This is a genomic window from Rickettsia koreansis (genome assembly GCF_046532895.1).
Taxonomy (GTDB): domain Bacteria; phylum Pseudomonadota; class Alphaproteobacteria; order Rickettsiales; family Rickettsiaceae; genus Rickettsia; species Rickettsia rickettsii.
Genome location: NZ_WHLZ01000003.1, coordinates 48,168 through 68,566 on the forward strand (window position 1 = coordinate 48,168; position 20,399 = coordinate 68,566).

Below are 20,399 nucleotides of genomic sequence, written 5' to 3' on the forward strand. Positions count from 1 at the left end.
TCTATATCATCTTTTAATCTGTAATACACCTTATTACTTTCTTAAATACCTTAAAAATTCTTGTATTATGACCTCTCTTGCATATAATTAAGATATTTTTAAAAATAATTTCTAAAATAATGACAAATACTAAATATTATCCTGAAGTTAGCTCGAATGCTGATTTTGCAGGCTTAGAGCGAGAGATACTAAAATTTTGGCAAGACAATAATATATTCCAAAAATCTATTGATGATAGGAACGGAGAGTCAGAATTTATTTTTTATGACGGCCCACCTTTTGCAAACGGTTTGCCGCATTACGGTCATTTGCTTACCGGCTTTATTAAAGACGTATATGCTAGATACCAAACCGTAAAAGGTAAGAAAGTCGAACGTCGCTTTGGCTGGGACTGTCACGGTCTTCCTGCTGAAATGCAATCAGAGAAAGAACTTGGCATTTCAGGACGTCTTGCAATAGCTAATTTTGGTATAGAGAAGTTTAATGCACATTGCCGAGCTTCGGTAATGAAATATGCTAATGATTGGGAAGAATATGTAACTCGTCAAGCAAGATGGGTGGATTTTAAAAATTCTTATAAAACGATGGATAAGAATTTTATGGAATCCGTACTTTGGGCATTTAAGGAGTTATATAATAAGGGGTTATTGTATGAATCTATGCGGGTAATGCCTTATTCTTGGGCATGCGAAACACCGCTTTCTAATTTTGAAACAAGACTTGATAATTCTTATCGTGAGCGAGCCGATAAAGCTGTAACGGTGAGTTTTGTACTATGTCATCCCATGGCTACGACCACAGGATCTTTTAAAGAATACCGTATACTCGCTTGGACGACGACACCTTGGACATTGCCGTCAAATTTAGCCTTAGCAGTCGGTAGTGATATAGATTATGCATTAGTCCCTAAAAATGATATTTGTTATATAATAGCTGCCTCTTCCGTCTCTAAATATGCTAAAGAATTAGGACTTAGCGGTGAAGAAAATTTTGAGATAATTAAAGGCTCAGAACTTCAAGGATTGAACTATAAATCTTTATTCGACTATTTCGAAAATCATCCAAACAGCTTCAAGATCTTTGCAGGCGATTTCGTAGTTGAGGGTGATGGCACGGGAGTCGTACATATGGCTCCAGGCTTTGGTGAAGATGACCAAATACTTTGTGAATCGAAAGGTATTGAGCTTGTTTGTCCTGTTGATAATAGCGGTAAATTCACTAAAGAAATTCCTGATTTAGAGGGCTTACAAGTATTTGATGCAAATGACAAAATAATAATCAAACTGAAAGAGCAAGGAAATTGGCTAAAAACCGAGCAGTATATTCATAATTATCCTCATTGCTGGCGAACAGATACGCCTCTTATATATAAGGCTGTTCCGTCATGGTACGTAAAGGTTACGCAGTTTAAAGATAGAATGGTAGAGTTAAATCAGCAAATTAACTGGATACCTTTCCATGTTAAAGATAATTTATTTGGTAAGTGGCTTGAAAATGCTCGTGATTGGTCGATAAGCCGTAATAGATTCTGGGGAACGCCGCTGCCTGTATGGAAGTCCGATGATCCAAAATATCCACGCATAGACGTTTACGGCTCTATAGAGGAATTAGAGAAAGATTTTGGTGTTAAAGTTACTGATTTACATCGTCCGTTTATCGATGAACTGACAAGACCAAATCCCGACGATCCAACCGGTAAATCAACAATGCGTAGAATAGAAGACGTGTTTGATTGCTGGTTTGAAAGCGGTTCAATGCCATATGGGCAAGCCCATTACCCTTTTGAAAATAAAGAGTGGTTTGAGGATCATTTTCCGGCTGATTTTATAATTGAGTATTCAGCTCAAACACGCGGATGGTTTTATACCTTAATGGTGCTATCTACCGCTTTATTTGATCGCCCACCGTTTTTAAACTGTATATGCCACGGCGTAATTTTAGACGCTACAGGTCAAAAACTTTCAAAGCGTCTTAATAACTACGCCGATCCGCTGGAGCTATTTGATAAATACGGCTCTGACACTTTAAGAGTTACGATGTTATCTTCAAACGTTGTTAAAGGTCAGGAGCTATTAATTGATAAAGACGGCAAAATGGTATTTGATACGCTTCGTCTATTTATCAAACCTATATGGAATGCTTACCATTTCTTTACGATGTATGCTAATGCTGATTCGCTTAAAGGCAAGCTTAATTTTAGCTCTAAAAACGTACTTGATGTTTATATATTATCTAAGCTTAAAATAGCCGTACAAAAAATTGAAGAGAGCTTAGATAATTTCGATACGCAAACAGCTTATCATGCAGTTTCAGAATTTTTTGAAGTGTTGAATAACTGGTATATAAGACGAAGCCGAACTAGATTTTGGAAAAGCGAAAAAGATACAGATAAGCAAAATGCTTATAATACTCTATATTCATGTTTAGACACCATGGCTATTGCGATGTCGGCACTAGTGCCTATAATTTCGGAAGCGATATATAAGGGATTACGTCATTGTGAGGAGTGTAACGACACGGTACTCTCAGGAAAATCAAACGTCATTGCGAGGAAAGACACAAATCTTGACGAAGCAATTTCAGGAGTATCTAATAAGATTGCCACGGCACTTTCAGTGCCTCGCAATGACGCGATTAGCGTACATCTCTGCAACTACCCTACTCTCTCAGACTTTGAAATAAATCACGAGCTGGTTGCTAATATGGATAACGTGCTTGATATTTGCAGTAATAGCCTATTTATCCGAAGCACTGAAAATATCAGGGTAAGGCAGCCACTTGCTAGCATAGCTATTATCAGTAAACATAATAACAACCTCAAAGATTTTGAAGATTTAATTAAAGATGAAATTAATGTTAAGGCAGTAATTTATCGTGACGATCTAGAGAATTACGCAAGCAAAAAACTATCGATTAATTTCCCAATGCTTGGTAAACGTTTGCCGCATAAAATGAAAGAGATTATAGCCGCTTCTAAAAAAGGTGAGTGGGAAGCTATCGCAGGCGGTTTAGCTATATGCGGTGAAACCTTAAATAGTGACGAATATAAGCTAGTTTTAGAGCCGTATTCACATATCAAAGGAGCAGCAAGTTTTGAGAATAATAGTAGCTTGTTAATACTTGATTTAGAGCTAACACCTGAGTTAAGAGCAGAAGGATACGCAAGAGACATTGTACGCTTTATACAACAGGCTCGAAAAGATGCCGATTTCTCTATCACTGACAGGATTTTAATTGAGATAATAAGCGAGTTTGATTTATCTAAGATAATTGATAATTATGGAGACTTTATTAAAGAACAAACTTTAGGCGAGTTTGCTAAAAATTTCACGCCTGATTATGTAAGTAAAGTAGAATTAGAGAACCATCAAATACAACTTAAAGTTAAGAAATCGTAAATTATTTTACTATCAATTAAGATATTGATAATTTACTTAGATTAATCTATAGTACGCATGCTATAAATTAATTTAAGGTAAATTATCATGCACAACTCCTCCACACACAGTTCCAGGGGGTTCTCAAATTAAAAGAACTACTAAGCCGGAAACTACTAAAACAGAAAATGTAATAACTCTAGGGTATTTAAAACAATATTTTGATACGTTTTTCATCCTAAAGACGGGACAAAATTAAAGATTATAGCTAGCTTAGATAATCCGAATTTAAATAAAATAAATCTCATGGAAGACCTTACATCGCAAGGCAATACAAAGCATTAGAATTTGCACTTAAAAACAATAATGCACAAGCTGAATATTTACTTAATCATCTTACGTTTGAACCTAATCCCAGCCTAATACAAGCAATACACAATAAAAGTTTAATTTTAGTAAAGTATTTTGTAGAAGAAAAAGAAGCGAATGTAAATTTTAGTCATTATGGTTCTAATACACTAAATGTTACTGCCGGTTTGGAAGAACCTTACAAATATTAAAAGATCACATGTAATGTCTATATAGACATTACATGTGATCTTTTAATAAAAGGAGCAACTTATTTAAATACAACCTTAGAAGAAGCAGCACAAGGTGGTCAAAATGTAAACGATCTTCATAAGCAAATCTTTTTTAAAGCAATAAAAGAAAATAAGCTTGCAGTAATTAAAAAATTTGTTGAAATATACGGTTTTGATGTTAATACTGAATATCGTTTTAACACACCATTAAGCACCGCAAATTTAAAAAATAGAAAAGAAATTCAAAATATCTTTTATCTAAAAATGCTAATTTAGATGTAGCTCTAACAGTAGCAATAATATACGGTAATTTAAATGCGGTAAAAATTAGATGCAGGGGCAACGATTAACGGCAATACAGATGTATCACCTTTAATGCTTGCATCAGAGTATGGGCAGATCACAATAGTAAAATATTTACTTAAACACGGTGCTAACTATAATGTTAAAGGATGGGAAAAAGATAACTTACATAGCGATGTATCGTGTCAACTAACCCAAATCACTAAGATTTCTACATTGTGTGACAAAGCTAATAATCCTAACCACCAATATATATTAGAGAGGATATTAAAAACAAGTATATCATCACATTATGACGGATATAAGAATTTATCATCAGAACAAATAAAGCAAAAATTTTCTAAATTCAAAAAACAACTATCTAAAGATTTACAAAATTTCGCAGAAATTAAAGCACTGTTAGAAGATTATTCTAGCGGAAAGAAAATTCCAATAAATACAAATACTGTAGTAGAAAACGAGGGCTATGTTTCTGATTTTAAGGTTGAAACTGAAAAACCTAACACAGGCTCTAGGTTAGAACATACTCCTTCTAAATCAGGTATATTTCGCACTTTTGCCCTTGAGGGACTTGATGAAGAAACGTCTTTAGGCGGTGATATAAAAATATTTGATTCTGAGCTTTAATAATGTCATTCCTACAATAAGATTGCTTCATTGCCTGCTCTTATGTCATTCCCGCATAGACGTTGTTGCGTGGACCAGTTTCCTAATTGTTACCCTGTGGCTTGTCCACGGGGTCTAGTTAAAAATACTAATAATATTAGTATTTTTAACTAGATTGCTTAATCAAAACTTACAATTTTTCCTCACAATGACGACAAAACCTCTTGCACATTTATTAGATATATATTACCACGAAACATGAGAATCATATTTCATGATAATATATACTTTTTTATAAAAAAATCTAATTAAAATACGGAGGAACCATGGCTCATCCAAATCTTACGGAAGGAAATAATTATTTTAGGAATGAGAAATTATAAAGAAGCTATAGACATGTATAGTAAAATACACAAAAGCTCTAATTATTATCAAGAAGCACAATATTATTTAGGAGAGTGTTACCTTCAATCAAGAAGAATTTATAGAAGCTGTAGAGGCATATAATAAGGTAAACAAAGATCATTTATCTACTGATCTCCATTTTGTACTTCGTTGTTCGTTGTCTTGCTTATTAATATATAGGCTATACCCTTACGCTTTTCATAAAATGGAGCTGAGTTTACTATAGTAGCGAATTATAAGCGAAAAACAATATATTAGGTTCTGTGAAGGAAAATTAAATTAATCTATTTTTGCTCTTCTTTGCTGCAAATTATAAGATTGTTTTGAAATAGGAACAACTATTACTGCAAACATCTTATTAATTTTCACTAAAAAATATCTGAAAATATAAATAATTGAATTTTCCTTTACAGAACCTAATATATCAAGCAAATTCTAATAATACCTGCCCTCTTACAACATTATCCTTTTCATTAACAAAAATTTTAGCTATTTTTCCGTCTCTTTCGGCAAGAATCAAGTTTTCCATTTTCATAGCAGTTAAAATCATAATTTCTTGTCCTGCCGTCACTTCCTGCCCTTCTTTCACCTTTATCACAGCAATCTGACCGCTTAGAGGAGCTTGTAGTTCAGAGCTTTCTTCCACCACTACTTTTGAGACCATCAACGCTTCAAGTTCTGATATACGAGGAGAGCGTACAAAGGCTTTTACGCTAATACCGGCATGCGATAATAAATAACCGGTTCTGATATTCTCAATTTTCACATTTGTCTTTTTACCATTAATTATAGCCGTAAAAAGTTCATTACCTAAATTCCAGTTACTACGAATATATATTCTATCGCTTTCGTGACGTATATTATAGCCGTTTTCAACAGGTGTAATTAATACAGGAAATAGTTTATCATCGATAGTTACTACCCACCTTGTACCTATTTTGTTAGCCTGATTGTTAATATTGCCGGAAATTAAAGAAGCACGTCTTTGCTCCGATATATAAATAAAAATAGCCGTTGCTAAAAATACGGTAGTTACTTCTGAAGTTAGACTAGCTCCAGAAAAACCGTCAGGATATTCTTCTTGAATAAAGGCAGTAGAAATATCGCCGCTAACAAAGCGTGGATGTAGCATTACCGCTTCTAAGAAACTGATATTATGAGCAATACCGTTAATTATATAAGAACTCAAAGCAGAATGCATTAGCTCAATTGCCTGCTCTCTTGTTTCACCGTAAGTACATAATTTTGCAATCATTGAGTCATAAAACATACTTACTTCGCCGCCAAGCCCAATCCCTGTATCTATACGGATATTAGGACTCTTTGCAGGTTCGGAATAAGCTATAATTCTACCGCTAGAAGGTAAGAAACCTCGGCTTGGGTTTTCGGCACAAATGCGTGATTCAAATGCCCAACCTTTTAATTTTACATCATCTTGCGTAAATGATAATTTCTCGCCGGCTGCGATTTGTATCATCTCTTCAACGATATCTATACCGGTAATTAGCTCAGTAACAGGATGCTCAACTTGCAACCTAGTATTCATCTCTAAAAAATAGAAATTTTTATTGCTATCTACTATAAACTCAACGGTACCGGCCGAATAATATCCCACTTTTTGAGATAAGGATATTACCTGCCGATACATTTCTTGCCTTATATCTTCAGTAATAAAAGAACTTGGTGCTTCTTCGATTACTTTTTGATGGTGACGCTGTATTGAACATTCCCGCTCTCCGAGACATACACTATTGCCGTATTGATCGGCAATGAGCTGAATTTCGATATGACGGGGAGTTTGAATTAACTTCTCAATAAATAATCTATCATCACTAAAACTATTGGCTGCTTCAAGCTTTGCCGACTCAAAAGCATTGGCCATTTCAGCGGGATTATTCACTACTCTCATACCACGCCCACCGCCGCCGGCAGCCGCTTTTACTATTACCGGAAAACCAATCTCTTTAGCAATATCTATAGCTTGTTTAACATCGTTTATAGTTCCCATATAACCTGGCACGGTGCTAACTCCGGCTTCTATCGCTATCTTTTTTGCTTCGATTTTATCACCCATTTTTTTAATAGTTCCGGCACTCGGTCCTATTAAAACAACACCTTCTCTTTTAAGAATATTGGCAAAATTTGGATTTTCTGATAAAAAACCGTAACCTGGATGTACTGCGCTGGCGCCACTTTCACGAATCGCCGAAATAATATTTTTAATAGATAAATAACTTTCCGTTGCAGGGGAATCACCTATATAATAAGCCTCATCTGCATGCTGCACATACATTGAGTTTGTATCTGCTTCAGAATATACTGCAACCGACTTTATCCCCATCTTTTTTAAGGTACGTATTATCCTAACGGCGATCTCGCTACGATTAGCAATTAAAATTTTATCAAATAATGGTTTATTCATAGTTTTTTGTATCCTAATGTCACCCCGTGGCTTGACCACGGGGTCTTGTGTCACAGACTGTATTCTGAGATCCCGTGGTCAAGCCACGGGATGACAGCTAAAGCGGCAAATTATCATGCTTCTTCCAAGGCAGTTCTACTTTTTTAGTACGCAGGAAATTTAACGCCTTACATATTCGCCATCTGGTATTTTGCGGTCTTATAATGTCATCCAAATATCCCCTAGATGCCGCAACAAAAGGCGAAGTTACTACTTTCCTATATTCATCTATTTTTTGTTTTTTAGCTTCAGGATTTTTACATTCTTCCTTAAATATTATCTCGGCTGCGCCCTCTGCCCCCATAACAGCGATTTCCGAATTAAACCAAGCATAGTTTATATCGCCTCTAAGATGCTTGGAGTTCATCACTATATAAGCACCTCCATAAGCCTTACGGGTAATTACAGTAATCTTCGGCACTGTAGCTTCCGCATAAGCGTATAACAGCTTAGCCCCGTGTTTAATAATACCGTCATGCTCTTGGGATGTACCAGGCAGAAATCCAGGCACATCAACAAGGCTTACTATAGGAATATTGAAAGCATCACAAAATCTAACAAATCTTGCTGCTTTTCTTGAGGCGTTTATATCTAAACATCCTGCTAAATGCAAAGGCTGATTAGCCACAAATCCTACCGGATAACCTTCCATATAACCAAAGCCAATAATGATATTCTTAGCAAAATCAGGTTGTAGTTCAAAAAATTCTCCCTCATCAACGATACGCTCAACAAGTTCTTTCATATCATAAGGTTTATTAGGAGTGTTAGGTATTAACGTGCTAAGAGACATATCAACTCTATCGGCAGGATCAACAGTCGAACGAACAGGAAGAGGACTACGATTGGATGATGGAAGGAAATTAAAGAATTTACGAATTTCAAGCAATGCTTCTATATCATTGTTAAATGCAAGATCGGCAACACCGCTTTTAGTGGTATGCATCCTAGCACCGCCGAGCTTTTCTTGGCTTACTTCTTCACCCGTAACGGTTTTTACTACATCGGGACCGGTTACGAACATATAAGAACTATTCTTAACCATAAATATAAAATCGGTTAAGGCAGGAGAATATACCGCACCACCGGCACAAGGGCCCATAATTAGAGTAATTTGAGGGATGACACCCGACGCTAAAACATTACGCTGAAATAATTCACCGTATCCGGCTAGAGCATCAACCCCTTCTTGAATTCTTGCTCCCCCTGAGTCGTTAATACCGATTACGGGAGCACCAGTTTCTATAGCTTGATTGATAATATCACAGATTTTCTTAGCATGATATTCGCCGAGAGAACCGCCGAGTACAGTAAAATCTTGGCTATAAATAAATACCAACCTACCGTTTATCGTACCGTGTCCCGTTACAACACCGTCACCTAAAAACTTTTTATCCTGCATCCCAAAATTATCGCATCTATGGGATACAAACATACCTGTTTCGGTAAAGCTATCCGGATCTAATAATACTTCTATGCGTTCTCGTGCAGTTAACTTACCTTTTTGATGTTGTGCGTTGATCCTAGCTTCACCGCCCCCTTGCCTTGCAATATTTCTCCTCTCATCCAGTAACTCAGGAGAGATTATATTACTTTGATTCATAGATTACTTATAGTTTTATTTTCCAAAATATCCATAATATAATATAATAATGCTAATGTGAAAAGATAATTATTTATGTCATCTACCAAAGCTATCAAAGAAGCACCGAAAAAAGCCAAATCACCGGCTAAATTTGATAATTTATCAACTGCCTTAAAAAAGAATTTACAAAGAAGAAAGAAAGTTAAAACGAAAGATACTACAAACCAAACTTTATCTGCATATACAAACAATAGTAAAAAATTACACTGATTCTACGGACGAAAACATTTCTCTTGTAGATGCATTAATAAAATCAAGACGCTTAGAAACAAAAAGTAAATAAGCACCACATTTGACATATTAATATAAATTGCTAATATTTGGGGAGTTTAGGTTTTGTTGCATAGCTTGCTTATGTCATTCCCGCATAGGCGGGAATCCAGGGTAAAACGAGATAAATCAAGTTTTTAGTTTTAAAAACTTACTGTATTTATATTTTTTAATTACTGAATTCCTGTTTTCACGGGAATGACATAAGAGTCACCCAATAAAATTGGCATTTAAAATACTTTATATCATGGACACAAACAAATTATATCTTTTCAAAGATAGACGATTTTTACCGAATTTTATAGTGCAGTTGTGCGGTTGTCTCAATGATAATATATTAAAAAATGCTCTGGTAATCCTTATAACTTATGGTATGTCAGGAGCTTTAAGTAAATATAATAATCTACTTGTTTTAATTGCTAATGCTACTTTTGTATTACCTTTTATAATATTCGCAAGCATAGCAGGACAAATTGCCGATAAATACGAGCGTGCAAATCTTATTAAAATTATTAAGATTTGTGAAATCGGTATAATTGCCTTTGCAATTTATGGATTTCATCATAATAATCTGTTAATCCTGTTTTGTTCTATTGGCTTAATGGGTATACATTCTACTTTTTTCGGTCCAATCAAATATAGCGTATTACCTGATCACCTAAATAAAGACGAACTACTTGGAGCTAACGGCTTTGTTGAAGCCGGAACTTTTATCGGTATTTTTATCGGTACTATAATCGGCAGCTATTATACAATCAGCAATAATTTTATAATTTATTCCTTAATTACCATCGCTTTTCTTGGCTTTATTACAGGCCTTTTTTCCCAAAAATCTAAAAATGTAAATCGTGATATTAAAATAAATTTTAATATTATAGATGAAAGCATAAATATGATTAAATATGCCAAAGCAAAAAAACAGATATATTTAGCTATACTTGGTATTTCATGGTTTTGGTTTATCGGAGCTGCTATAATTTCTCAAATACCTTTACTTGCTAAGATAACTTTTAAAGCTGATGAAAATGTTGCTAATTTATTTTTAGCGGTTTTCTCGCTTGGTGTTGGGATCGGTGCGTTTTTATGTAGCAAAATATTTGAAGATGAGATTACCGTTAAATATCTATTTATTTCAGCCCTAGGCATTAGTATTTTCGGTATTGATTTATTCTTTGCAAGTAGAATTAGCTCAGTTAACTACGAACCTACTCAGCTAAAAAGTATTTTAGTATTTTTATCGAAAAGACATAATTGGCGCATAGTTATAGATTTATTGTTCTTAGCGGCAATAGGCGGATTATATATCGTTCCTCTTTTTGCGATATTACAGCATTACGCAAACCCTACTCATCGTAGTCGAATTATTGCCGTTAACAATCTTATCAATTCCATTTTCATGGTGGGATCAACAATAATTCTATCTTTATTATTTTACCTAAATTTCACTATACCCTGGATTATATTATTTATTAGCCTAGCTAATATAATTGTTACTATACATATTTACCGTTTAATACCTGAAGTTAAAATTATTCCATTTAAGCTATTGCGCAGAATATTCCAAATCTGTTTTGATCTTATGTATAAGGTTGAAGTTAAAGGATTTGAAAATTTTCAAAAAGCAGGTAAAAAAGTAGTAGTGGTCGCTAACCATATTTCATATCTAGATCCGCCGCTAATTGCTACTTACTTACGAGAAGAAATGACTTTTGCAATTAGTCCTGATATACAAAAAATATGGTGGATTAAACCGTTTTTACGTATGGCAAGAACTTTGCCGGTTGATCCAAGTAACCCAATGGCAATAAAGACTTTAGTAAAAGAAGTACAAAAGGATCAGAAAGTAGCAATTTTCCCTGAAGGTAGAATAAGCGTTACCGGCTCTTTAATGAAAATATATGAAGGACCGGGAATGATTGCCGATAAAGCCGGTGCTACCGTCTTACCGGTTAGAATAGACGGTACTCAATTTACTCATTTATCAAAATTAAAAAACATATTAAAAAGAAAAATATTTCCTAAAATTACTATAACCGTTTTACCGCCGGTAAAATTCGCTAATATGGATGCTACAAGCAATCAAGAACGACGCAGTTATATATCTAGGACTCTTTATGATATCATGGCTGACATGATGTTTGAGAGTTCAGACTATAAAAATACTGTATTCTCATCTCTTATAGAAGCTGCTAAAATTCATGGATTTAAGAAAAAAATAGTTGATGATTTTGAAAATAATGCGGTTACTTATCGAGATTTAATATTAAAATCTTTTATCCTAGGTGATTTAATCAAAAAGAATAATATCTTTGGCAGAAATTTAGGCTTAATGTTGCCTAATACCACGAATACGTTAATTACTTTTTACGCTATGCAATCTAGCGGTTATGTTCCTGCTATAATTAACTGGAGCAGCGGCATAAGTACTATTATTAACTCCTGTAAACTTGCACAAATTAAAGTAGTTTACACTTCAAAACAATTTATTGAGAAAGCAAATTTACATGAATTAATAACTAACTTATTAGATTTCGGTATTAAAATAATATATTTAGAAGATTTTAAAAATCAGATTGGTACAGCTCTAAAACTAAAAGCAAAAATAGGAAGTTATTGTGCCCAAACTTATTACAATTATTTTTGTCGTAATCGTGATGACGAAAAACCGGCAGTGATAATTTTTACTTCGGGTACTGAAGGTGAACCTAAAGCCGTATTATTATCTCACAGAAATTTACAAACCAATAGATATCAAATCACTGCTAAAGTACCTTTTAGCCCTGAAGATATAGTATTTAATGCGCTACCGCTATTTCATTGTTTTGGTCTTAGTGGTGCAATTATTACAACTTTCAACGGTATTCAGCTGTTTCTATATCCTTCTCCACTAAATTATCGTAGCATTCCTGAAGTTATATACGATATTGGAGCAACTATATTAATTTCTACCGATACTTTTTTAAACGGTTATGCTAATTACGCGCACCCATATGATTTTTACTCATTACGCTATATATTTGCCGGTAGCGAGAAATTAAAAGAATCTACACGACAACTTTGGCTTAATAAGTATGGCATACGTATTTTTGAAGGATATGGGATTACAGAAGCCTCACCTATTATAGCTTGCAATACCCCTATGCATAATAAAGCAGGCACGGTAGGAAGATTATTACCGAAAATTGATTATAAGCTTGAGAAAGTAGAGGGAATAAATGAAGGGGGACGTTTATTCATTAAGGGTCCTAACATCATGCTTGGTTACTTGGACTTAGAAGGTCACCGTACTTATAAAGAATGGTATGACACAGGCGATATAGTCAAAATCGATTCTGAAGGATATATAACAATTCTAGGACGTTTAAAACACTTTGCTAAAATAGCAGGGGCAATGATATCTCTTACAAAAATTGAAGAACTTGCAAGCGAAATTGATCCTGATTCCTTGCACGCTGCTATTTCTATTCCCGATAAAACGCACGAAGAAAAGATTATTTTACTTACTACCGGTTCCAATATAAATAGAGAGAACTTTGCAGATGCTGTATCTAAAGCTCAAATTTCTTTACTACATTTACCGAAAGTAATTATTACCGATTCAGAAATACCTCTACTTACAAGCGGCAAAATTGATTATCTTGAGATTATGAAAAACGTGTATAGATTCTAACTTCATTGCGAGCGACTGCAAGGAGCGTGGCAATCTCAGAAATCGTGTCTGAGATTTCTTCGTCGACGCCTATGGCGTCTTCTCGCAATGACGGAAAAAAACGTCACACACAACAACTCCGGTCAAACCACGGGGCAACATTTATTTTTTCTTTTGACTATTAATAGCAGCATTCAAAACTAATTTAAACCACTTACCTAATAACTCTTGATCCCCCATAATTTCAGATAACACCTTCCAATATGATAGAGTTACAAGTTTACCTTTACTTTGATATACAAATGACTCAGAACCGAAAGATTGAAAATATTCATAAGTGCTTAGGTCTGACTTAAAATATAATTCATTGCTCTTAATAATTCCTATCATAACACCACCCTTATATATACCATATCCACCAAACATTACACGAACGGCTACTGAACTATATTGTTCTAACAATTCTTTGACATATTCAGTAAATTCACTTTTGTTCATAATAATCACTTTAAATACAACAAACCATAAATAAACGTACCTAATATAATAAACAATGGAGTTAAAGGTAAATCAAAGTAGAAAGAGCTAAATGCAGCACAAAAATTAATAAATAAAGATATAAGAATTGATATTATAATCATCTGGGAGGGGCTATATGCTACAAACCGTGCAATCATTGCAGGAATAAGTAAAATAGCAGTTACCATAAGTACTCCAACAATCTTTATAGCAGAAAATACCGATAATGAGAGAAGAAGTAAAAATATTAGCTCAATAATATTCACCTTTAAGCCTTTTATGACGGCAATATCTCTATTGATAATGATAAGAAGAATTTGATTATAAAAATATACTATAAAGCCTATAATAGTTATTAGCACTATTACAAGTATCATCAAATCATTAAAAGATACGGATAAAATATCCCCAAACAACAAATTTACTATATTATTCTGCAAAGAAGTAAAATAATTAATAACTAAAGCAACAGCTAGCATAAAGCTAGAAATCAAATTAATAACTGCGTTTTTTTCAGAATTATTTTTAAAAATAAACACAAAAAACGAAAAAAGAATTGCAACTATTATTCCTGAATATATTAATGGAACATGTGCTATAATACTTATGCTAGCCACTAAAAAACTACTATGAGCAAGCCCGTCACCGAAATAAATATATCTCTTCCATAGGGCAATGCAGCCAAGCGGGGCAAATATGCAGCTAATTAAAATTAAGGCTAGTATTATTAAAGTCATCTGAGTATATTATATATGTTTGTTATATGGCCTCTTGTTATCCCGTGGCTTGACCACGGGATCCACTGAAGTTCTTAGGCTGTACTTATGGAGCCCGTGGTCAAGCCACGGGATGACATTGGAAAGAATCATAGACTATGTCTTCAATCGATAAAAAAGAATTAGAAAAATTTGAGAAAATTTCTCATAATTGGTGGAATAAGGACGGAGAATTCAGTATCTTACACCGAATAAACCCTATTCGCCTTGAATATATAATAGAGAAAATAACTACGCATTACAATAGACACCTTTCCAAACTCGCTTATAGAGAGGAATTTGTAGGAAACATGCAGCACAGCACCGCAGCGTACATAGAAGTACGTGAGGATGCGAGCAGCAGATTGATGCACAAATTACCTCTAGAAGTAGAGTTTGAGAAGATGTCTAACGATATTTCTAAATTAGAAATATTAGACGTCGGTTGCGGTGGAGGGTTAATTGCAACGCCTTTAGCGGCTCAAGGTTTTAACGTTACAGCCATTGATGCACTGCAAAGTAATATTGAAACGGCAACTGCTCATGCTAAGGAAAACGGCGTAAAGATAAATTATTTACAATCTACTATAGAAGAATTAGCAAGTGACAAGCTATATGATGTGGTAATTTGTCTTGAGGTTATTGAACACGTAGAAAACGTAAAGCAATTTATACTAAATTTGGTGAAGCATATTAAGCCAAACGGTATGGCAATAATTTCTACAATTAACCGTACTAAAAAAGCTTATATACTTGGAATAATAGTTGCCGAATATATTTTAGGTTGGGTACCAAAAAACACTCATGATTATAGCAAATTCCTAAAACCGTCGGAAATTTACGAAATGCTTACGGATACCAAAATTGAAATTAAAGAGCTGAAAGGCTTGGTATATGATCCGGCTAAAAATGAGTGGAAATTAAGCGATGATATAGACGTAAATTATTTTATGTGTTTGGGGAGAAAGAGTATGTGTTATCCTAGCTAACTTGATCAGCCTTGTTGCATGAATACCGAATCGTCATTGCGAGCGACTGTAAGGAGCGTGACAATCCAGAAAAATAATAAAAAAATGCTAAAAATTAGCATTTTTTACTGGATTGCTTCATCAATTGCTATGCAGTTTCCTCGCAATGACGCAAAAACTGATCCATGCAACACAGCCGACTTGATCGCAGGATCCAGTTAAACATACTAATAATATTAGTATGTTTAGTTGTTTTCTGGATACCGTGGCAAGCCACGGTATGACACAGTTCTTAGTATATATTTAAAAAAGATAATAAATGAATAATAACGTAATTACTAGATTTGCTCCGTCACCGACGGGGTTTTTACATATAGGTTCGGCAAGAACCGCCCTTTTTAATTATTTGTTCGCAAGGCATCATAACGGTAAGTTCTTGCTTCGCATTGAAGACACTAATAAAGAAAGGTCAACTAAAGAAGCGGTAGAAGCTATATTCTCAGGTCTAAAATGGCTAGGGCTTGATTGGAACGGTGAGGTTATATTCCAGTCTAAACGTCATAATCTTTACAAAGCAGCCGCACTAAAATTACTGCAAAACGGTAAAGCATATTATTGTTTTACTAGCCAAGAAGAAATAGAAAGACAGCGACAAAAAGCTTTAGAAAATAAACAGCATTTTATTTTTAATAGCGAGTGGCGTGACAAAGATCCATCTATCTATCCTACTGATATTAAGCCGGTAATACGTCTAAAAACTCCAAGAGAGGGTAGTATAACAATTCATGACACTTTACAAGGTAAGGTAGTAATTGAAAACTCTCATATAGACGATATGGTACTATTAAGAGCAGACGGCACTGCTACTTACATGCTAGCCGTTGTAGTAGACGATCATGATATGGGTATAACTCATATTATTAGAGGTGACGATCATTTAACAAATGCAGCAAGGCAACTCGCTATTTATCAGGCTTTCGGATATGCAGTACCGAGCATGACTCATATACCGTTAATTCATGGAGCAGACGGAGCAAAATTATCCAAAAGGCATGGAGCATTAGGCATTGAAGCTTATAAGGATATGGGGTATTTACCGGAAAGTTTGTGTAATTATTTACTGCGTCTTGGATGGAGTCACGGCAATGATGAAATTATCTCAATGACTCAGGCTATAGACTGGTTTAATCTTGATTCACTCGGTAAATCACCTTCTAAGCTTGATTTTGCTAAGATGAATAGCCTTAACGCTCATTACTTAAGAATGCTTGACAATGATAGCTTAACTTCAAAGATTGTAGAGATATTGGAACAAAATTATAATAAACTTCTTCGGAAGCCCGCTTATAGGAAGGAATTTGAAGGAAACACGGAACGCAGAACCGCAGCGTATATAGACATACTTGAGGATGCGAGTACCGGATTGACGTACAAATTACCCCTAGCAGTAGAGTTGCCAAAGAAGTTTAAGGTTAGTGAGCAAGAAATAGGCTATATTAAACAAGCAATGCCAAGTTTGTTAGTTAGAAGTGAAACATTACTAGAACTAACACGCCTTGCTCAAATTTATCTAGTAGATTCTCCTATCATCTACAACCAAGATTCAAAAGAAATTATAGAAAATTGCGATAAGAATTTAATCAAACAAATTATAGAAAACTTAAGCGAACTTGAGCAGTTTGATAAGGAATCCGTACAGAATAAATTTAAAGAAATAGCAGCAGCAAACGACTTAAAGCTGAATGACATTATGAAACCGGTAAGAGCTTTAATAACAGGTATGACTGCATCACCTAGCGTATTTGAGATTGCAGAAATTTTAGGAAAAGAAAATATTTTAAAAAGGTTAAAAATTATATGAAAGATTGTATAAAAAAAATTGCTTTTGTTTTTATTGGATTATTTATAATAACCGGCACTTTTGTTTTGTATAGCATACAAAACGTCAACGCATCAACAGCACCAAAAAAGTACGGAGCTTGGACTTTAAATTGTACTCTTAATAATGAGAAAAAACAACTTTGCTTCTTATCACAACAAATTAATAATCTAGAGAAAGATAAAGAAAAGGAAATATTAGCCATTTATCACATAGGTTATTTTAATGGGGAACAAGAAGAACAGGAATTAAAAATAATAGAAATAGTCCCGTCAAATGTTCAAATTCCGGCAGGTACAGTTATTAATAGTGGTGACAAACGAATAGCAGCCGGAAAATACCTCAATTGTACAGTAAACGGCTGTCAGGCTTTAGCTATTATTACAAAAGACGAGCTAGACATGATTTTATCAAACGATAATTATATAGAACTAATTACCGCAGACGGCAAACAAGCTAAAATTTCATTTATAAAAGACGGCTTAAAGGAAGGCCTAAAAGCTTTGAGTAGATAGTAACGCAAGAATTTAAGCTTTGTTGCGTGGATACTAAACCGTCATTGCAAGCAACTAAAAGGAGCGTGGCAATCTCAAGATTTTGGTCCGGGATTGCTTTGTCAAAATTTTCAATTTTTCCTTGCAATGACGACTTGGGTATCCGAACAACAAAGCTTTGAGTCGCTTAGCGCATAACCACTCGCTACTAAGTTGCTTTAAAGCTTAATTAAGCATCGTGATGATAGTGTCCATGGCCAGGCCCTTCACCGCCTAAACTTGCTTCATATTCAAGAACCCATGATTGATGAAATGCCATGCCGGTTAGCGACTATCCATCTTTCTAAAAGAAAAGAACGCGAAATCCTGCTTCTCTTTCCAGAAGAATTGTTGAATGATCCGTAGAAGCAGGTAATGTATGGCTCCAAAATGGTTTTTCTTGGCTTATATTTTCAAAAAATGTCTTAAGCTCATTCAAAGTTAGTCTTTGAGAAAAGTCATTAGGATGATCAGTGATCGCATATGTATAACCACGTGTTTTATGTGCCATGTTATAATCCCAATGTATATCAAACTTGTCACCGGCTTTTACTTTATGAACATGATGGTACTTGCTTCCATCTCTCCAATAAAATGTTTTGTCAGATGAAAGTTATCACATTTCTGCATTAGTATAATTAACAGAATCTCTCTCATCTTCTTTTCCACCGCTAAGAAGATGCCCCTCTTGAATTGTCGGTGTACTTAGAGTATCATCAGGAAAGTCCACATAGCCAGGAAAGGATTTTTTCCTCCTTCCATCTCATTTTTCTGTGAGCTATCCTTTAACAACTTTAATTCTTCGCAAACTCAAGCCATTGTCTTCGGTAAGGTTACTGCCCCATGATATGGGGTAATACCTAAGACATGCGAAAATTTCTTATCGTACTCCGCTTTATTAGGAGCTATTTTGTTATCCACTAGTTTTTTAGTCATAATTTACCTTTAATTTCAATTGTATTGCAATATATAAAAATAGATTGAATAATAATCTATCTTTGCAATTAATAATGCTTACTAAATTTTTAATACATTGCAAGAAGTTATAAACCACTAAAGTGAAAAAATATTTGAGAATAAATAAAAAATGCTTTTCTTTTTATTAAGTTTTATTAACTATTTTTATATTGCCAGTGTGCAGCTTCACTGCTCTCTGCATGATAATGCATCTTACGATCACGTATTTGTATCTCTATTTTATAATTATCCTCAGTTGTGATAATAGTATGCAAAGATTGATAGCCGTTTGGCTTAGGATTAAGAATATAATTTTTAAATTTATCCTTTTCATACTCATAAAGATCATGAACTACTTTTAAAGCTTTATAACATTTCTCTTCATTTATTACCACTATGCTTATCACAAAAATATCTGTTAATTCTTCTAACTTTATACCCTTACGATATAATTTATATAAAATTGATATTGGATGTTTGATCCTACCTATTATTTGAGCAGCAATATCATGTTTAGATAAATTGTGATTTAAATGTTTAATAACCCTTTGAAGCAAAACTACCTCTTTAATTTATACTAATTCAGTTAATAGTTATACTTACGAATAACTACACACCAATTAAAGCAATAAACTTAATTAAGTTCTATTAATATTTCTAATTAATTTGCTATTTTTAGTAAATATTAATAAAACCCAGCTTTAGTTGATATTAATAGGAAAAATTAAGCTTGTGGCGAGCTTCGCACTACCCTACCCTATTATTTTATCTTTTATCCTTTAGATTGCTTTTAGAACCTCATTTTTTAAGTTTTATATATAAAATTTAAATTATCTTATTTTAGTCTTTCTTAACTGTATAAATTATAAGACTTTTTTAAAATAAAAATAGTAATTTTTCTAAAACCTTACTAATTTTAGTTAGCATAGTTTAACCGACCAAAAGCTAGAAACTGTTATTACTAATTTTTTAAATTAAACGAATCTATACATTATAGATTAACCTTGCCTATAACTGCAACAAGAAATCTATTCTTAATAATTAAAGCGTAAAACCGCTTTAAACCTTTTGATCATCCTATATAAGGCTGTTAACAAAATAACTTTAATTGATAATTAAAGAGATTTTTAAACGAAAATTAATAAGATTTTTACAGTAATAAATATCCCTATTTCAAAAAAATCTTATAATTTGCAGTTAAAAAGAATTTAATGGGCTTTAAAATTATTTTGTTAACAGCCTTATATAGGATAAATACCAAAGGTTGAGCTATTATAATTAAAAAATATTTGCTCTCATTTATTGAAATAATTACAAGAAATTCTATATTTTATTTTTTGAGGAAGAGTGTTATTAAAGAGTTTATTTTCAAATTAGGCAAAGAATCACTTTAAAACCCATTTGTTGCATAAATCAGTTTTTCAGTGTCCTACTGCGACTTAATAATGTATTGTACAGCACGTTGTTAAAATCGTCATTGCAGAGCAGGCA

The 20,399-nt window shown here is 33.8% G+C and carries 12 protein-coding genes and 3 pseudogenes; 8 read left to right on the top strand and 7 right to left on the bottom strand.

Annotation, left to right across the window (positions count from 1 at the left end; all coding sequences use genetic code 11):
• Nucleotides 1-119 precede the first annotated feature (119 nt).
• The 3 genes and pseudogenes from ileS to GCO76_RS06925 all read left to right on the top strand — a co-directional run.
• Complete coding sequence (gene ileS, locus GCO76_RS06915; RefSeq protein WP_410956662.1) at nucleotides 120-3,398, top strand: isoleucine--tRNA ligase; 3,279 nt, start codon at nucleotides 120-122, stop codon at nucleotides 3,396-3,398.
• Between the two features lie 428 nt (nucleotides 3,399-3,826).
• Nucleotides 3,827-4,169: pseudogene (locus tag GCO76_RS06920) on the top strand (hypothetical protein).
• 164 nt (nucleotides 4,170-4,333) lie between these two features.
• Nucleotides 4,334-4,528, top strand: a pseudogene (locus tag GCO76_RS06925) (hypothetical protein); the annotation flags it as partial.
• Nucleotides 4,529-5,696: 1,168 nt separating this feature from the next.
• Here GCO76_RS06925 and GCO76_RS06930 read toward each other — a convergent pair.
• The gene (locus tag GCO76_RS06930; RefSeq protein ID WP_410956663.1) at nucleotides 5,697-7,694 is read right to left on the bottom strand and encodes an acetyl-CoA carboxylase biotin carboxylase subunit; all 1,998 of its coding nucleotides are present in this window, start codon (nucleotides 7,692-7,694) and stop codon (nucleotides 5,697-5,699) included.
• A 97-nt stretch (nucleotides 7,695-7,791) separates the two neighbouring features.
• Nucleotides 7,792-9,336 carry an acyl-CoA carboxylase subunit beta gene (locus tag GCO76_RS06935; protein WP_045805628.1) on the bottom strand — a complete coding sequence of 515 codons (1,545 nt, stop codon included), beginning with the start codon at nucleotides 9,334-9,336 and terminating at the stop codon, nucleotides 7,792-7,794.
• A 75-nt stretch (nucleotides 9,337-9,411) separates the two neighbouring features.
• Between GCO76_RS06935 and GCO76_RS06940 the strand changes: the two are divergent.
• Both GCO76_RS06940 and GCO76_RS06945 read left to right on the top strand, forming a co-directional pair.
• Nucleotides 9,412-9,661: pseudogene (locus GCO76_RS06940) on the top strand (hypothetical protein).
• Nucleotides 9,662-9,895: 234 nt separating this feature from the next.
• Entirely contained in the window at nucleotides 9,896-13,318 is a 3,423-nt protein-coding gene (locus GCO76_RS06945; protein ID WP_410956664.1) for an acyl-[ACP]--phospholipid O-acyltransferase, read from the top strand.
• 141 nt (nucleotides 13,319-13,459) lie between these two features.
• On the opposite strand, the gene GCO76_RS06950 is transcribed toward GCO76_RS06945, so the two are convergent.
• Nucleotides 13,460-13,795: a TfoX/Sxy family protein gene (locus GCO76_RS06950; protein WP_410956665.1), complete on the bottom strand. Its 336-nt coding sequence runs from the start codon at nucleotides 13,793-13,795 to the stop codon at nucleotides 13,460-13,462.
• A 5-nt stretch (nucleotides 13,796-13,800) separates the two neighbouring features.
• Nucleotides 13,801-14,553, bottom strand: coding sequence for a metal ABC transporter permease (locus GCO76_RS06955; RefSeq protein ID WP_103897190.1), 753 nt, complete (start codon nucleotides 14,551-14,553; stop codon nucleotides 13,801-13,803).
• A 137-nt stretch (nucleotides 14,554-14,690) separates the two neighbouring features.
• Between GCO76_RS06955 and ubiG the strand changes: the two genes are divergently transcribed.
• The 3 genes from ubiG (at nucleotide 14,691) to GCO76_RS06970 (ending at nucleotide 17,933) form a co-directional block, all read left to right on the top strand.
• On the top strand, nucleotides 14,691-15,560 hold the full coding sequence (gene ubiG / locus GCO76_RS06960) for a bifunctional 2-polyprenyl-6-hydroxyphenol methylase/3-demethylubiquinol 3-O-methyltransferase UbiG (protein ID WP_410956666.1): 870 nt from the start codon (nucleotides 14,691-14,693) through the stop codon (nucleotides 15,558-15,560).
• A gap of 298 nt (nucleotides 15,561-15,858) precedes the next feature.
• Nucleotides 15,859-17,400 carry a glutamate--tRNA ligase gene (gltX, locus tag GCO76_RS06965; protein ID WP_410956667.1) on the top strand — a complete coding sequence of 514 codons (1,542 nt, stop codon included), beginning with the start codon at nucleotides 15,859-15,861 and terminating at the stop codon, nucleotides 17,398-17,400.
• A complete protein-coding gene (locus GCO76_RS06970; RefSeq protein WP_103897193.1) occupies nucleotides 17,397-17,933 on the top strand; it encodes an invasion associated locus B family protein in 537 nt (178 codons plus the stop codon). The genes gltX and GCO76_RS06970 overlap by 4 nt, the downstream gene beginning before the upstream one ends.
• A 322-nt stretch (nucleotides 17,934-18,255) precedes the next feature.
• Here GCO76_RS06970 and GCO76_RS06975 read toward each other — a convergent pair whose 3' ends face one another.
• The 3 genes from GCO76_RS06975 to GCO76_RS06985 all read right to left on the bottom strand — a co-directional run bounded on the left by GCO76_RS06975 (nucleotide 18,256) and on the right by GCO76_RS06985 (nucleotide 19,465).
• Nucleotides 18,256-18,462, bottom strand: a complete 207-nt coding sequence (locus tag GCO76_RS06975; protein ID WP_410956668.1) for a molecular chaperone GroEL — start codon at nucleotides 18,460-18,462, stop codon at nucleotides 18,256-18,258.
• A gap of 299 nt (nucleotides 18,463-18,761) precedes the next feature.
• Nucleotides 18,762-18,887 carry a hypothetical protein gene (locus tag GCO76_RS06980; RefSeq protein WP_280641667.1) on the bottom strand — a complete coding sequence of 42 codons (126 nt, stop codon included), beginning with the start codon at nucleotides 18,885-18,887 and terminating at the stop codon, nucleotides 18,762-18,764.
• Nucleotides 18,888-19,063: 176 nt separating this feature from the next.
• On the bottom strand, nucleotides 19,064-19,465 hold the full coding sequence (locus GCO76_RS06985; RefSeq protein WP_410956669.1) for a bifunctional (p)ppGpp synthetase/guanosine-3',5'-bis(diphosphate) 3'-pyrophosphohydrolase: 402 nt from the start codon (nucleotides 19,463-19,465) through the stop codon (nucleotides 19,064-19,066).
• Between the last annotated feature and the right edge of the window lie 934 nt (nucleotides 19,466-20,399).

Bases quoted from the DNA above. Each gene is read 5' to 3' on its own strand.
- ileS (WP_410956662.1), top strand. From the start codon at position 120: ATGACAAATACTAAATATTATCCTGAAGTTAGCTCGAATGCTGATTTT.
- GCO76_RS06930 (WP_410956663.1), bottom strand. From the start codon at position 7,694: ATGAATAAACCATTATTTGATAAAATTTTAATTGCTAATCGTAGCGAG.
- GCO76_RS06935 (WP_045805628.1), bottom strand. From the start codon at position 9,336: ATGAATCAAAGTAATATAATCTCTCCTGAGTTACTGGATGAGAGGAGA.
- GCO76_RS06945 (WP_410956664.1), top strand. From the start codon at position 9,896: ATGGACACAAACAAATTATATCTTTTCAAAGATAGACGATTTTTACCG.
- GCO76_RS06950 (WP_410956665.1), bottom strand. From the start codon at position 13,795: ATGAACAAAAGTGAATTTACTGAATATGTCAAAGAATTGTTAGAACAA.
- GCO76_RS06955 (WP_103897190.1), bottom strand. From the start codon at position 14,553: ATGACTTTAATAATACTAGCCTTAATTTTAATTAGCTGCATATTTGCC.
- ubiG (WP_410956666.1), top strand. From the start codon at position 14,691: ATGTCTTCAATCGATAAAAAAGAATTAGAAAAATTTGAGAAAATTTCT.
- gltX (WP_410956667.1), top strand. From the start codon at position 15,859: ATGAATAATAACGTAATTACTAGATTTGCTCCGTCACCGACGGGGTTT.
- GCO76_RS06970 (WP_103897193.1), top strand. From the start codon at position 17,397: ATGAAAGATTGTATAAAAAAAATTGCTTTTGTTTTTATTGGATTATTT.
- GCO76_RS06975 (WP_410956668.1), bottom strand. From the start codon at position 18,462: ATGGCACATAAAACACGTGGTTATACATATGCGATCACTGATCATCCT.
- GCO76_RS06980 (WP_280641667.1), bottom strand. From the start codon at position 18,887: ATGACTAAAAAACTAGTGGATAACAAAATAGCTCCTAATAAAGCGGAG.